Genomic DNA, 13,773 nt, shown 5'->3' on the forward strand with positions numbered 1-13,773 from the left:
TTCACAACAATTCGCAGCGGCCGGAAAATTTCACAGCGTTTCGCACAGGGAAGGGATGGTGTTCAGGACGAATCAAGGGCAAAGCCGGTTTGCCGGTTTTTTCATCAGCCGCAATTTTTCACTTTTATGGCTGGGCCAGGCGCTCTCGTCCTTCGGCGAGTATGTGCTGGAGAGCACGATCATCGTCTGGCTGGTGACCGATCTGTTCCGTGACAGCGCCTTTCTACCCAGTGCCGTGGGCCTGGCGGTGGCGGCCTCGGCGATCCCGCGGGTGCTGGTGGCGCCATTGGCGGGTGCCTGGGTCGACCGCCTGACCCCGCTCTACGTGATGATCAGCGCAGACGCTATCCGGGTGATCAACTTCCTGATCTTTATCCTGATCTATTCGCTGTCCGGCCTCGATCAGATGCAAGTGTTCGCCGGCGTGCTGCTGTTGCTGGTGATGAACAGCAGCGCCGCGCAGTTCTTCAACCCGTCCCGGCAGGCGGTCATGCAAGTGATCATTCCCGCTGAGCGGCGGGTGGAAGCGTCGGCCAAGACGATGTTTTCCCTCACGGGCATTTCGGTGCTTTCCGCCTCCGTGGGCCCGGCGCTGTTTGTGTGGGTGGGGCCGATCTGGGCGTTGCTGATCAATGTGCTGGCGTTCAGCTGTTCAGCGCTATGTATCCTGGCCACCCGAGATTTGGGGGCTGCATTGCCCGCAGAGCGCGCCTCATTCTGGCGTGGACTCTTGGCCGGCCTGCGGTTTTCCTGGGGGCACCCGTCGATTCGAACCCTGCTGACCGGCGTGGCGTTATATGGCTTTTCCCTCGGTATCAACAACGTCGTCCTGTCGTTGTATGCCTTCAAAACGTTGGGCCTGAGCCCGCGTGAATATGGCCTGGTACTCGCCGCATTCCCCGTCGGCGGGCTGGTGGCGGCCTTTCTCGTTCGGCCGCTGTTGAAGGTCTTGAGCATTCGACGCGCGTTCACCGTGGCGCTGTTGTGCCTGGGGCTGAGCTACCTGGGCTATGCGTTGCATCCGCCGTTTTACCTGGCCTGGGGGCTGATGTTCTGCTGCGGGCTGTGCTTTTCGGTGTTTGCCATGGTGCAGGGGCCTATGCTGCAAGAGGCCGTGCCGGCAGGCTATATGGGCCGAGTCTCCGCGACCGTGACGCCGGTGCTGGCCATTGCCTCGCTGACCGGCACCCTGGTGTGTTCCCAGACGCTCAACCTCGTGCAAGGTGTGGATGTGTACGGCGGCTATATCGTTATCGCGGCGGGCTTGCTGCTGACGGGAGGTGGATTGATGCTGCTCGGTCAGCGTGCCGGCAAACACCAAGTCGCCCGCTCAAAGTGACTCGCCCGCATCCAGCTTCGCCAGCAGCCTCTGGCCCCGTTCCCACAGCGCGTCCTGCTTGGATTCAGGCATGCGGTCGAGATTTTTATAGAGCATGGCCATGCGCTGATTGCCCCGCAGCAGGTCGCCGTGGCGCATCAGGAAGTGCCAATAAAGCGCATTGAACGGGCAGGCATTGTCAGCGGTACTTTCCGTGACTTTGTACGCACAGCCTCGGCAGTAGTCCGACATGCGCTTTATATATTGGCCGCTCGCGCAATAAGGCTTGGAACCCAGGTAACCGCCATCGGCATGCATCACCATGCCCAGGGTGTTGGGCAGCTCGACCCAGTCGAACGCGTCCATGTAGATCGCCAGGTACCACTCGCATATCTGGCTGGGCACGATGCCGGCCAGCAGGGCGAAATTGCCGGTGACCATCAGCCGCTGGATGTGATGGGCATAGGCATGTTTCAGGCTTTGGCCGATCGCCTGGCGCATGCAGTTCATTTGCGTCTCGCCCGTCCAGTAGAACTCCGGCAGCGGGCGGCTGTTGCCGAATGCATTGCCAGCGGCATAGTCGGGCATCTTCAGCCAGTACACGCCGCGTACGTACTCCCGCCAGCCAATCAGTTGGCGGATAAACCCTTCGCCAGCGTTCAGCCCGATGCTGCCCGACCAATAGGCCGCCTCCACATCGCTACACAGCTGGCGCAGGTCCAGCAGGCCGATGTTCAGTGCTGCGCTGATACGGGCGTGAAACAGGAACGGCTCGTCGCTGGCCATGGCGTCTTGGTAGTCGCCGAAACCCGCCAGGCCATAGTCCAGAAAGTAGTTCCAGAGGGCCTGCGCGTCGGCGTGGGTCACGGGGTAATCGAAGGTGTCGAGGGAACCGTAGTGGCTGCTGAAGTGTTTACCTACCAGCGCCAGCACGTCCTGGGTGATCGAGTCCGAGCTGAAGCGCGCCGGGTAGGGCGCCTTGGTGCCCTTGGGCAATGCCTTGCGGTTGTCCGCATCAAAGTTCCAGGCACCGCCCACTGGCGTACCGTCACCGTTGAGCAAGAGCCCGCTCTTGCGGCGCATCTCCCGGTAGAAGTACTCCATGCGCAGCTGTTTTTTACCGCTGGCCCAAGCGGCGAACGCGTCACGGCCGCACAGGAATCGGCGGTCGGCATGCCACTGGATCGGCAAACCGCAGTCCTTCAGGGATTGCTCCAGACGCCAGTCACCGCATTCGGTCAGGTGTATTTCCCGGGGTTGCATCAGCGATTGCCAGCGCCTTAACTCGCCGGGCACCGAGCCGGTGTTTTGCGGATCGTCCAGGGTGACGTACTGCACCCGCACGCCACGCTGCTGCAACGCCTGGGCAAAATGGCGCATGGCGCTGAAGACCAGGACGATTTTTTGCGGATGGTGGGGCACATGGCTGGCTTCCTCCATGACCTCGACCATCAAGACCGCATCGCGCTGGCTGTCCAGCCCATCCAATGAGGCCAGGTCAAACGACAACTGGTCGCCCAGCACCAGGCACAGGTTTCGAACTGCCTTGGTCACCACGGCGCTTCCAGGGAAAATGGCGTTCGCAGTGGCTCGATAGCGCCTTCTCGCCGGCCGCACATTTCGTCATGCACGCACTGATGCACCAGGGTGCAGGGAAATGCAGGGACTGCCTGCAACACGTCACGCAGGTGATTGACGGAGCGAAAGTGCATGGGCTTCGCCGACTCGTCCAGCAGCGTGAACTGGCCGTGGTCCAGCGTTACGCGCGCCAGATAGAAACCACCTTCCAGCGACAGCAGTTCCATTTCGCGTACAGCGCCTTGGGTGGCCAGTCTGGTCAGGGCTTGCAGGTTCATGGTTCACTCCTTACCGGTCAGGGTTGTGAAGACTGGCGACGGAAGAACAACGTCACCTGGCCGACTTCCACACCCAACTTGGACATGCTGGAGCGGTTGATCAGCGTGTCTTCGTCCATCAGGTACATCCAATCGTCGAGGCTCACTTCGTAGACGGATCCATCAACCGGCAGGTTCAGGACGTAGCGCCAGCGCAGTGCGTTGCCCGCCACTTCGCCCCTGGCCTCGCCCACCACATCACCGGCCCGTCCGCGCCAGTGGTTGGGGCCGTCCGGGGTGAGGGTCCAGACACGTTGCTGGCGAGTACCATCGCTGTATAGAAAGCGCTCATCGAGAATCAGGTTTTCACCCTCGCGGCGGCTGGCGATATTCACCTCGAAACGCTTGGCCACTTCACCCGAGCGTTTCTCGAAGATGCCCCAGGCCTTGACGGGCTTGCTGAAGAAGCTCACCAGGTCCAGTTGCGGTTGCTGGTCGGCATAGTGTTTTACATCCACGCTGCCACAACTGCTCAGGTCCAACACCAGGGCCAGCGAAACCAATAGACGGGTCATTGCGGTTCTCCCCGAGAGGGCTTGATACTGCTGATACTTGTACAAAATAATAAAATTGTACAGGTATTTAGCGCATTACCAGGATGTTACCGGCTACCGGCCTGCCCATTTATGGCGGGTATATGCAGCCTCAGGGCACCAGGTGCAGATGATCGTTCCCACGCTCTGCGTGGGAATGCCGCCTCGGACGCTCCGCGTCCCGCTGGCAATGCACAATGGAAGCCTTGCGCAGTGGTGACGCGGAGCGTCACGGTATGCATTCCCACGCGGAGCGTGGGAACGATCGGTCGCCCGGTTTATCAGTAGCGAATCATCACCGACTTGAGCTCGGTGTAGTCGTCGATAAAAGCCCCGCCAAACTCCCGTCCCACCCCCGAAGACTTGTTGCCGCCAAACGGCACCGCCGGGTCGAGCATCGTGTGCATGTTCACCCACACCGTCCCCGCGTTGATCGCCGGCACCATGCGCAGGGCCTTGCTCAGATCATTGGTCCAGAGACTGGCGCTCAGGCCGTAAGGCGTGTTGTTCATCAGTTCCAGCAGCTCATCCTCGGTGTCGTAGGGGAAAAACGTGGCGATCGGGCCGAAGGTCTCTTCGTTGAGCAGGGTGTCGTGGATCGTGTTGGCGAGAATTACTGTCGGCTCCACATAGCACCCCGGCCCGTCGATCAGCTTGCCGCCGTGGACAATCGTATTGTTCTCGGCCCGGGCCTTGGCGAAAAACCATTCGAGTTTCTGTTGGTGCTGGCGGTTGGTCACCGGGCCGAATTCGGTGCGCTCGTCCAGCGGCGAGCCGATGTTCAACCGGCCCAGGCGTTGCGCCAGTTTGTCCATGATCGGCTCGATCTGCGAGCGGTGGGCGAAGAAGCGTTCGGCGGCCGCGCAGATTTGCCCGGAGTGCAGGAAGCCGGCTTCGATGATGCCGTTGACCGCTTTGTCGAGGTCCACATCCCGCAGGAATCCGGCGGAGTTTTTGCCGCCCAGTTCCAGGGTCGCCCGGGTCAACCCGGCGCCCATGGCACTGCGGCCCACGGCGATGCCGGTGGGCACCGAGCCGGTAAACGAGACCTTGTCGGTGCCCGGGTGCTCCACCAGGCCTTTGCCCACATGGCCGCCACCGGTCAACACGTTCAGCACGCCCGCCGGCAGGCCGGCGTCGATGGCCAGTTCGGCGATGCGCAGGATGGTCAGCGGGGTGAACTCGCTGGGCTTGATGATGATGCTGCAGCCGGTCACCAGTGCCGAGGCGAGTTTCCAGATGGCGATCATGGTCGAGAAATTCCACGGCACGATGCCGACTACCACGCCCACCGGTTCGCGCAGAGTGAACGCGGTGTAGCGTTCGCCGGCGAAGGAGGGCTGTGACGGGGTGAGGGTCTGGCCGCTGATCTTGGTGGCCCAGCCGGCGTAGTAACGCAGGAAGTGCGCCGCCTGATCGACCTCGAAGGCCCGGGAAATCTGGATGATCTTGCCCGACTGGCAGGTTTCGATCTGCGCCAGTGCTTCGCGGTGTTGCTCCAGCAGGTCGGCGAGTTTCAGCAGCACATTGCCGCGAATGGCTGGGGCGACCTGGGACCATTGCCGGAAGCCACGCCGGGACGATTCCACCGCTGTGTCGATATCGGCCAGGTCCGCATCGGCAACCTGGGCGATCACCTCGCCGGTGGCCGGGTTGATCACTTCCAGAGCCTGGCCGGAATGGCTTTGGACGTACCCGCCGTCGATAAACAAGGCATGGCTTCGACGGAGGAAGGCCTGGACTTCAGGCAGCAGCGCAATATCGCTCATGGGATTTTCCTGCTCGCAAAAGCCCGAGGGTAACCAGCGCCGCCGGGCCAGGCTTGTCTGTGCCTGCCGGGCGATATGTCTGTGGCTGCCAGGCCTGTGGAAAGTGCAATCTTGGCTGTGGAAGGTGCATTTTCCGGGGGGGGCGCCCGCTCCATACTGGCCCCACATCCAGCGCCGTTCGTTGAGTTTGAACGCCAGCCGGACATCCAATAATAAGCAGGGCCGTCCATGAAAAAGCCAAACCCGCTCCTCGAAGATCTCAAGGCGATTCTGCCGACCATCGCTGCCAACGCCTTCCAGGCCGAGCAGGACCGCAAGGTTCCTGACGAGAACATTGCGCTGCTCAAGAGCATCGGCATGCACCGTGCCTTTCAACCCAAACCCTTTGGCGGCATGGAAATCTCCCTGCCGCAGTTTGCCGACTGCATCGCCTTGCTGGCCGGCGCCTGTGCCAGCACCGCCTGGGCCATGAGCCTGTTGTGCACCCACAGCCATCAACTGGCGTTGTTTCCCGCCAAGTTGCAGCAGGAAGTCTGGGGCGATAACCCGAATGCCACCGCCAGCAGCAGCATCGCGCCGTTTGGTCGCACTGAGGAAGTTGAGGGCGGTGTGCTGTTCAGCGGTGAAATGGGCTGGAGCAGCGGTTGCGATCATGCCGAGTGGGCGATTGTCGGCTTCCGCCGTAAAAACGCCGAGGGCACCCAGGACTATTGCTTCGCGGTACTGCCGCGCAGCGACTATCAGATTCGCGATGACTGGTTCGCCGCCGGCATGAAAGGCAGCGGCACCAAGACCCTGATCATCGACAACGTGCGGGTGCCAGAACACCGCATCCAGAAAGCCAAGGACATGATGGAAGGCAAGTCCGCCGGCTTCGGTCTGTACCCCGACAGCAAGATTTTCTACTCGCCGTATCGCCCGTATTTCGCCAGCGGTTTCTCCACCGTGAGCCTGGGCGTGGCCGAGCGCATGCTCGAAGTATTCCGCGAAAAAACCAGGACCCGCGTACGTGCCTACACCGGCGCGGCAGTGGGGGCGGCGACTCCGGCGTTGATGCGCCTGGCCGAGTCGACACACCAGGTGGCCGCCGCCCGGGCGTTCCTGGAAAAGACCTGGCAGGAACACGCCGAACACAGCGAACAGCACCGTTACCCGAGCCGCGAGACCCTGGCGTTCTGGCGTACCAACCAGGCGTACGCCACCAAGATGTGCATCCAGGCGGTGGACCGCTTGTTCGAGGCCGCCGGTGGCAATGCGTGGTTCGAGCACAACGAGATGCAGCGTCTGTTCCGCGATTCCCATATGACCGGCGCCCATGCGTACACCGATTACGACGTGTGCGCGCAGATCCTGGGGCGTGAGCTGATGGGGCTCGAGCCTGATCCGAGCATGATTTGACGCCGACCCGGCCATCACAACCATCAGGACTGCGCGTTGATGCAGTCCGGGAGTCTTGCATGTCTGATAACAGTTTCGACCCACGGGCCTTTCGCCGGGCCCTGGGCAACTTTGCCACCGGTGTCACGGTGGTCACTGCCGCTGATGCCAGCGGGCGCAAAGTGGGTGTCACCGCCAACAGCTTCAACTCGGTGTCCCTGGACCCGCCGCTGGTGCTGTGGAGCATCGACAAACGCTCCAACAGCCACGAGGTGTTCGAGCAGGCCAGCCATTTTGCGGTCAACGTGCTGGCGGCCGACCAGATCCACCTGTCGAACAACTTCGCCCGGCCCAGGGACGATCGCTTTGCCGAAATCGAATTCGAGCCCGGGGAGGGCGGTTCGCCGGTCTTCGCTGATTGCTCGGCGCGGTTTCACTGCGAGAAGTACCAGCAGGTGGATGGTGGCGATCACTGGATCATGATTGGCAAGGTGGTGGCTTTCGATGATTTTGGTCGTGCGCCGTTGCTCTATCACCAGGGAGCGTATGCGCGGATCGAGGAGCGGCAACCGTAGGGCGAACACCTCTATCGAAGGCTGAAGCAGGTTCAATGTGGGAGCGGGCTTGCTCGCGAATGCGGAGTGTCAGCCAATACATCTGGCGACTGACACACCGCTTTCGCGAGCAAGCCCGCTCCCACATGTGATCTCGGTAGCTCATTGCATCTGTGTTAGAACGGCACGGCCACGGTGACCTGGCTATAGAGATTGGTGCCATTGCCACCCACCTGGTTGCCGCCGTTGCTCTCATCCTTGTTGGGCTTGTACAAACCCAGCAGCGGCGTGACGATCAGGTGTTCGTTCACCGCCCACTCCGCGTACAGGTCCAGTTCGCGCCCATCGAGGTTGAGCATGCCGCCCTTGCTCAACGTCTTGTAGTCGAAGAACAGCGCACCGACAGTCACGCTGTCCAGCGGCTTGACCTTCAACGCCACATGCTGCACCTCAGTATTGGTATTGAACGGCCCCGAATAATTGCCGGCCACCTCGCCCTGCACCCAGGTGCCGTAGCCACGGTTGAAGCCCGAAAACATCGCATCCCAGTTTTTCGAATAGCGGCTGTAGCGGTAGGTCAGGTCCGGCGACCACGGCAGCGCGGCGAAGGTATAACCGCCTTCGGTGTACCAGGCCTTTTCCGGGCCGGCGTCCTTGTCCTGCCAGGCGTATTCAAAGGAAAAGTGCGCGTTCTCGATCCCGGCATTACCGGCGCCGCGCAGGCTGTAGATGTTCATCCCGGCGCGCTGTTTTTGCAGGTCATTGGCATAACGGTCGTCGACGCTGATGCCGTGTATATAGGTCAACCCCAGGGTGCCGGGCGCGGCGGTGTAGTCCAGGGTGCCGGCAGCCATTTCAGTGTTGGCCTGGGCGCGGTTGTCGGACTTGATCCACATTACGCTGCCATGCACGCCGTCCTTGCCACCCAGGCGTAGCACTGCGGTTTGATCGAAGGCATGGCGCGCGGCGATGTAGTAGGCGCCGCCTCGGTTGAACTTGCCGTCATCCACGCCCTTGCCGAAGTTCGGGCCGTCATCGTTGATGATGAAACCGTCGCCGAGCATGATGACCTGGCGGCCGAACGACAGGTCCACACCATCCTTGCCCAGTGCCGGAAACAGTTCCCCCGAGCGCCAGCCGGCGAAGGCTTCGTCGAACTTGGTGGTGCGCTCGCTGCCGGTGGTCACGCCCGACGCATCGCCATCACCCCAGGTGCCCGAGCTGACCAGGTTGGCCGTGCCATACACGCTGCCCAGGGCGCCGAAGCGCTGGTCGACGCTCAAGCCATACTTGATAAAACCTTCACGCCAGGTGGAACCGCCGGTGGTGCCGTCGTAGTTCTTGCGGCTGTTGAACATCCCGTACACCGCCAGGAAGTTGCCGGTGACCTGAGTGTCGTCATCGGCATACAGCTCGAACGCCTGGGCCGATGAGTCGATGATCATCAGCGCGATGCCCAGGCTGATGGCCCTGTACAGGTGACGGGTTTGTTGTGTGTGCTGCATTGTTATAGTCCCCAACAAGGTGAATTGAGGGAGCATTAGGGCGAGCGCCACCGGGCCAAGTCTTTCCCCTGCGTGCCAGGAAATTGTCCCAGGCCGCCAGTGGCGCAGCAGTGGCAGGCAGCAACAAAACCGGCGGCAGCCAGGAGCAAGACGATCAGCCAGGGCGGGCGCAGAGTGCCAATACTTCTAAAAATCCGCTTCTTGAGGATCTGCACCATGTCGATCAACGACCGGCTCACCGAACATTTGAAACGCGGCACGGTGGGCTTTCCAACCGCGCTGGCGAGCACCATTGGCTTGATCATGGCCAGCCCGGTGATCCTCACCGCGACCATGGGGTTTGGCATCGGCGGCAGCGCCTTTGCGGTGGCGATGTTGATCGCGGTGGTGATGATGCTGGCCCAGGCGACCACCTTCGCCGAAGCCGCCTCGATCCTGCCCACCACCGGCTCGGTCTACGACTACATCAATTGCGGCATGGGCCGGTTCTTTGCGATCACCGGCACCTTGTCGGCGTACCTGATCGTGCATGTGTTTGCCGGCACCGCCGAAACCATCCTCTCCGGCGTGATGGCGCTGGTGAATTTCGAGCACCTCAACACCCTGGCGGAATCCGCCGGCGGTTCGTGGTTGCTGGGAGTGGGCTTCGTGATTGTGTTCGGGGTGCTCAATGCGTTTGGCGTCAGCGCGTTCGGCCGGGCCGAGATCATCCTCACTTTCGGCATGTGGACCACCTTGATGGTGTTTGGCGTGCTGGGCCTGATCGCAGCCCCAGCGGTGCAGCTGGACGGCTGGTTCGGTGAATCCCTGGTGGGCACCGACCTGATCACCATCCTGTCGCTGGTGGGCATGGCGATGTTCATGTTTGTCGGCTGCGAGTTCGTCACGCCGCTGGCGCCGGACCTGCGCAACTCGGCCAAGGTGATGCCCAAGGCGATGGTGCTGGGGCTGCTGGGGGTGGCCACGTGCATGTTCATCTATGGCGCGGCAATGAAACGCCAGGTGGAAAACGTATTGATCGACGCGGCGGGCGGCGTGCACCTGCTGGATACGCCGATGGCCATCCCGAAATTCGCCGAGCAGGTGATGGGCAGCATCGGCCCGATGTGGCTGGGCATCGGCTTCCTGTTTGCCGGTGCTGCGACCATCAACACCTTGATGGCCGGTGTGCCACGGATCCTGTACGGCATGGCGGTCGACGGCGCGTTGCCCAAGGTCTTCACCTACCTGCACCCGCGCTTCAAGACACCGTTGCTGTGCATTCTGGTGGCGATGCTGATTCCGTGCCTGCACGCGCTGTACCTGGGCGGCAACACCGACAACATCATGCACCTGGTGCTGGCGGCCGTGTGTGCCTGGAGCTTTGCTTATCTGCTGGTGACGCTGTCGGTGGTGATCCTGCGGATTCGCCGTCCGGATCTGCCTCGCGCCTACCGTTCGCCATTCTTTCCGCTGCCGCAGATTCTGTCGAGCATCGGCATCCTGCTGGGCATGTGGTTTATCACCCCGCCGGGCATGAACCCCGCCGACATCTACATTCCCTTTGGCGTAATGCTCGGGTGCACGGCGGCGTACGCGCTGTTCTGGACGCTGGTTGTGCAGAAGGTCAATCCATTCAGGCCCGCCTCGGTGGAAGAGGTGTTGGCCAAGGAGTTCGCCCATGAGCCGGATCAGCCGCACAACGGGTATATCAGCCATGCTGCAAAAACTGTCTGAGCTGTTCAGCGCCCGGCGCGCGCCTGCCGGGTATCGACCCGGCGTTACGCTGGAACACCTGAGGCGTAACCTCGGCCTGGCCGGTTATGAGGTGTGTGGACCGACGACGGCCCGGGTTTCCCTGGACAATCTCGGGCTGCAACTGGAGATCGTCGAGCGCACCGAATCGCAACTGTTGATGCACCTGGTGATGACCGAATTCGTACTGCGCATCCCTGCCTCGCAGCAGGGCACGGCGAGCTTCGAACTGCACCACACCGGGGCCGTTCGACGCACCGGAATCCGCTGTCGACAGCGGTCGGGCGACAAGGAGGTTTCAGGCATTTTGCACACGCAATTGCAGGAGGGCAGCGCCTTGCATCGCGCCTTGATGCCGCTGGACTTCAAGCGCCTGCGCATCGACCTGGTGGATCACCAGTGGTGTGTGCGGCTTGAGCATATGGGCGGCAGCGAGGTGGTCAACCGCATGCCGGCGTTCCGTCGCTACATCGCCTTGAGCAGTGTGCAACGCGCCTGGCTGCTGGACGCCTTGAACGGTTTCCAGCGCGCCTTGCAGGCCCACTGACCACCGGATTTGGCATCAATAGTGCAACCACCTTGGCAGACACGTACTTGTTGCGCGCATATAGATAACATGTTAACTATTGCCCGACAAAAACAAAAAGCCAAGGTGGAAACAACCATGAGCATGCAACAGATTGGGCAAGACGGGCTGGACCTCTGGACCCGGGATCTGCGCGCGGTTTGCGGTCACTTCGACACAGAACTGGCCTTCAACCGCTCGCTGTTCATCGGCAGCATCAGCACCTTTTCCCGCGGCGGTTTGCCCCTGGCCAGCCTGCGCACCAACGCCGGCCTGATCAAGCGCCCCAAGGCCCGCGCCGACCACGATGACGACCAGAACTGCTTCCTCGTCAGCCAGCGCAGCGGCTACTGCCAGATCACCCAAAACGGCCAGAGCTTCCAGCTTGCCCCCGGCGAACTGTTATTGATGGACTCGGTGGGCTCCATCGACATCACCCCGTTCGGGCTCATCGAACACGCGTCCCTGTCCTTGTCCCGCGCAGAGGTGTGCAAACAGTTCGGCAGCCAGCCCAAGACCTTCGGCAAAATCTCCTCGAGCAAAGCCTGCGGGCGCATGTTGCATGTGTTGATGGATCAACTGTGCAAAGACGCACTGAACGGCGAAGGCGCGGTCGGGGAGGGGCAGGCGTTGCAGTCGGCGTTTATCTCGTTGCTGGGGTCGGCGTTTGAGCAGGAAGACGATGAGCGCGATGATTGTGGCGGGTTGCAGGGCAGCAATCTGCGCAGCTATGTGCAGAAGGTGATTGATGAGTCATTGACCCAGCCAGGGCTTAGCCCGGTGGGGTTGGCGAGTCGGTTGAATATCTCGGTGCGGCATTTGTACCGGTTGTTTGAGGAACAGGATGACAGCGTGTGCCGGTATATCCAGCGGGCGCGGTTGAAGCGCAGTGCGGATGATCTGACCAACCCGTTTTTGCGCAGTGAGTCGATTACGTCGATTGCGTATAAGTGGGGGTTTACGGATTCGGCGCACTTTAGTCGCTCGTTCAAGAAGCAGTTTGAAGTGTCGCCGAAGGATTTTCGGGCGGGGCGGTTGCAGCAGGTGGGGTGAAGTTTTTGGGAGTCGGACAGTACGATGGAAGAGGGGAGTACTTTATGAAAGTCAATCCCCTTTGCTGTTAGCCACGTTAACGGTTTCTAATTACCTCAATCCTTTTCCGTGGCTTCTGCCTGATATCGGGTCAAACATTCGAGTAGAACTTTCATAAATTGGCGTTGGTCGGAGATTTCGTCATCGAAGTATGTATCAAATAGGTAGAAGACGGAGTCGAAAGTTTCGTCAGTGTTCAGGAAGTGATTGAGTGTGTCTATATACCATTGCCGCTCTTCATTGTCGTATGACATGTATTCGGGTTTGGTTAGCTCGTCAAATAACTCCGCGAGTTGTTTGTCGTCATTGACGTCTTTGGAGACTATCACCTCTTCTCGCTCGAGATCTTTAGTGTTTTCAATGTTGTAGGTGAATAGCAGGCTTCTAATGATCGAAAGTTTAGGTTTTAATTTCATTTTTAAAAGTCCGCGTAAGCAGTTTTAGGGTTTCCATTTGTATCTAATATGACGACGGCTTTCCTTTGTTGGCCGTATTCAAAGCCATCTCTCTTGTATCCTTCTCCGATGACTTTCCCCATGTCCATTGGTTCGCGAGAAGTACCTATGTTTGTATGCTTGAGTATAAGTTGCGCTCGATAAATAGCATTTAGTTGATCTCGATGGCTAAGGAAATGAGTGGCGGCGGAAGGCGGCCTCGGTTGTCCTGCTCTCCTTCCTCTATCGTGGACTTCAACTATCCCGGTAGTAGGATTTTTAGCGGTCATTACCCTTTCGAGTTGAGACGCCAACGTAGTCTGTGCTCCATGCTTTTCCAGAAAGTGTGCTCCCGGCGTTGCTTGTTCAAGTTCATCAAGACGGCGGTAAGCGTTCGCTTCCCCAAGCTCATCAATTCGTGCGCGTCGTTCAGCCTGTGTCAGACGAGGTGCAGCAGGCTGACCTTCATTGACCGTGGCGTTTTCGGCCGGATCCCCAACCCCAATATCCGGTTTACAACCGTTCGCACCCGGACAGGTATTCAACCCAAGCGGGTCAACCCACCCCGTCGGGTTGGGCACGTACTGGTATCCGTTCAGCCCGCCCGCCAGTTTCACCGGATCGGGCGTCAGGTAGCGGCCAATATCCGGATTGTAGTAGCGATGTCGGTTGTAGTGCAGCCCGCTTTCCGGGTCGAAGTATTGGCCCTGGAAGCGCAGTGGGTTGGTAACGGTGTTGACGTCCAGCTTCGCGATTTGGCCGTAGGCGCGGTAATGGGCGGACCAGACGATTTCGCCGTCGGGCGCGGTGAGTTCTTGCGGGGTACCGAGGTGGTCGAGTTGGTAGTGGAAGGGTTTTACGTCTTCCGGGCCGTAGCCTTTGAGCAGCGCTAGCGGGCGGAAGCTGTTGGGTTCGTAGAGGTAGCTCTGGTGGTGATCGGCGTTGTGTTCGGCGATCAGCTTTTCGCCTTGCCAGAAAAACTCGGTGGTCTGGCCGT

At 60.4% G+C, this 13,773-nt stretch carries 12 protein-coding genes and 1 pseudogene; 6 read left to right on the top strand and 7 right to left on the bottom strand.

Translation table 11 applies throughout. The features are described 5' to 3' along the window. Positions 1-58: 58 nt before the first annotated feature. Complete coding sequence (locus HX821_RS26280; protein WP_173406087.1) at positions 59-1,339, top strand: MFS transporter; 1,281 nt, start codon at positions 59-61, stop codon at positions 1,337-1,339. Here the strand turns inward: HX821_RS26280 and HX821_RS26285 are convergent. The 4 genes from HX821_RS26285 to HX821_RS26300 all read right to left on the bottom strand — a co-directional run bounded on the left by HX821_RS26285 (position 1,331) and on the right by HX821_RS26300 (position 5,515). Further along, the gene (locus tag HX821_RS26285; RefSeq protein WP_177036817.1) at positions 1,331-2,872 is read right to left on the bottom strand and encodes a cryptochrome/photolyase family protein; all 1,542 of its coding nucleotides are present in this window, start codon (positions 2,870-2,872) and stop codon (positions 1,331-1,333) included. The genes HX821_RS26280 and HX821_RS26285 overlap by 9 nt on opposite strands. Then, on the bottom strand, positions 2,869-3,174 hold the full coding sequence (locus tag HX821_RS26290; RefSeq protein WP_177036819.1) for a DUF6482 family protein: 306 nt from the start codon (positions 3,172-3,174) through the stop codon (positions 2,869-2,871). Before HX821_RS26290 ends, HX821_RS26285 begins: the two co-directional genes overlap by 4 nt. A 17-nt stretch (positions 3,175-3,191) precedes the next feature. Further along, positions 3,192-3,728: a DUF3833 domain-containing protein gene (locus tag HX821_RS26295; RefSeq protein WP_177036821.1), complete on the bottom strand. Its 537-nt coding sequence runs from the start codon at positions 3,726-3,728 to the stop codon at positions 3,192-3,194. Positions 3,729-4,027: 299 nt separating this feature from the next. Next, entirely contained in the window at positions 4,028-5,515 is a 1,488-nt protein-coding gene (locus HX821_RS26300; protein ID WP_177036823.1) for an aldehyde dehydrogenase family protein, read from the bottom strand. A 228-nt stretch (positions 5,516-5,743) separates the two neighbouring features. On the opposite strand from HX821_RS26300, the gene HX821_RS26305 reads away from it, so the two are divergent. Both HX821_RS26305 and HX821_RS26310 read left to right on the top strand, forming a co-directional pair. After that, a complete protein-coding gene (locus HX821_RS26305) occupies positions 5,744-6,913 on the top strand; it encodes a p-hydroxyphenylacetate 3-hydroxylase oxygenase component (protein WP_087694959.1) in 1,170 nt (389 codons plus the stop codon). Positions 6,914-6,972: 59 nt separating this feature from the next. Then, a pseudogene (locus HX821_RS26310) lies at positions 6,973-7,449 on the top strand (flavin reductase family protein); the annotation flags it as partial. Positions 7,450-7,622: 173 nt separating this feature from the next. Here HX821_RS26310 and HX821_RS26315 read toward each other — a convergent pair. Beyond that, entirely contained in the window at positions 7,623-8,951 is a 1,329-nt protein-coding gene (locus HX821_RS26315) for a hypothetical protein (RefSeq protein ID WP_177036825.1), read from the bottom strand. Positions 8,952-9,167: 216 nt separating this feature from the next. Between HX821_RS26315 and HX821_RS26320 the strand changes: the two genes are divergently transcribed. The 3 genes from HX821_RS26320 (at position 9,168) to feaR (ending at position 12,303) form a co-directional block, all read left to right on the top strand. Beyond that, the gene (locus tag HX821_RS26320) at positions 9,168-10,667 is read left to right on the top strand and encodes an APC family permease (RefSeq protein ID WP_177036827.1); all 1,500 of its coding nucleotides are present in this window, start codon (positions 9,168-9,170) and stop codon (positions 10,665-10,667) included. Next, positions 10,648-11,232 carry a DUF3156 family protein gene (locus HX821_RS26325; RefSeq protein WP_003219899.1) on the top strand — a complete coding sequence of 195 codons (585 nt, stop codon included), beginning with the start codon at positions 10,648-10,650 and terminating at the stop codon, positions 11,230-11,232. Before HX821_RS26320 ends, HX821_RS26325 begins: the two co-directional genes overlap by 20 nt. A 117-nt stretch (positions 11,233-11,349) precedes the next feature. Next, entirely contained in the window at positions 11,350-12,303 is a 954-nt protein-coding gene (gene feaR, locus HX821_RS26330; protein WP_177036829.1) for a transcriptional regulator FeaR, read from the top strand. Positions 12,304-12,398: 95 nt separating this feature from the next. Here the strand turns inward: feaR and HX821_RS26335 are convergent, their stop codons facing one another. Together HX821_RS26335 and HX821_RS26340 are read right to left on the bottom strand one after the other, a co-directional pair. Further along, positions 12,399-12,758, bottom strand: a complete 360-nt coding sequence (locus HX821_RS26335) for a hypothetical protein (RefSeq protein ID WP_177036831.1) — start codon at positions 12,756-12,758, stop codon at positions 12,399-12,401. Positions 12,759-12,760: 2 nt separating this feature from the next. After that, positions 12,761-13,773, bottom strand: a 1,013-nt coding sequence (locus HX821_RS26340) for an RHS repeat domain-containing protein (RefSeq protein WP_177036833.1), incomplete at its 5' end; no start/stop codon positions are given.

The organism is Pseudomonas sp. B6001 (assembly GCF_013386015.1).
Taxonomy (GTDB): Bacteria; Pseudomonadota; Gammaproteobacteria; order Pseudomonadales; family Pseudomonadaceae; genus Aquipseudomonas.

What these genes read in the sequence shown, in the direction of transcription:
- HX821_RS26290 (WP_177036819.1), bottom strand. Translation starts at nt 3,174, where the DNA reads ATGAACCTGCAAGCCCTGACCAGACTGGCCACCCAAGGCGCTGTACGC.
- HX821_RS26295 (WP_177036821.1), bottom strand. Translation starts at nt 3,728, where the DNA reads ATGACCCGTCTATTGGTTTCGCTGGCCCTGGTGTTGGACCTGAGCAGT.
- HX821_RS26300 (WP_177036823.1), bottom strand. Translation starts at nt 5,515, where the DNA reads ATGAGCGATATTGCGCTGCTGCCTGAAGTCCAGGCCTTCCTCCGTCGA.
- HX821_RS26305 (WP_087694959.1), top strand. Translation starts at nt 5,744, where the DNA reads ATGAAAAAGCCAAACCCGCTCCTCGAAGATCTCAAGGCGATTCTGCCG.
- HX821_RS26315 (WP_177036825.1), bottom strand. Translation starts at nt 8,951, where the DNA reads ATGCAGCACACACAACAAACCCGTCACCTGTACAGGGCCATCAGCCTG.
- HX821_RS26320 (WP_177036827.1), top strand. Translation starts at nt 9,168, where the DNA reads ATGTCGATCAACGACCGGCTCACCGAACATTTGAAACGCGGCACGGTG.
- HX821_RS26325 (WP_003219899.1), top strand. Translation starts at nt 10,648, where the DNA reads ATGCTGCAAAAACTGTCTGAGCTGTTCAGCGCCCGGCGCGCGCCTGCC.
- feaR (WP_177036829.1), top strand. Translation starts at nt 11,350, where the DNA reads ATGAGCATGCAACAGATTGGGCAAGACGGGCTGGACCTCTGGACCCGG.
- HX821_RS26335 (WP_177036831.1), bottom strand. Translation starts at nt 12,758, where the DNA reads ATGAAATTAAAACCTAAACTTTCGATCATTAGAAGCCTGCTATTCACC.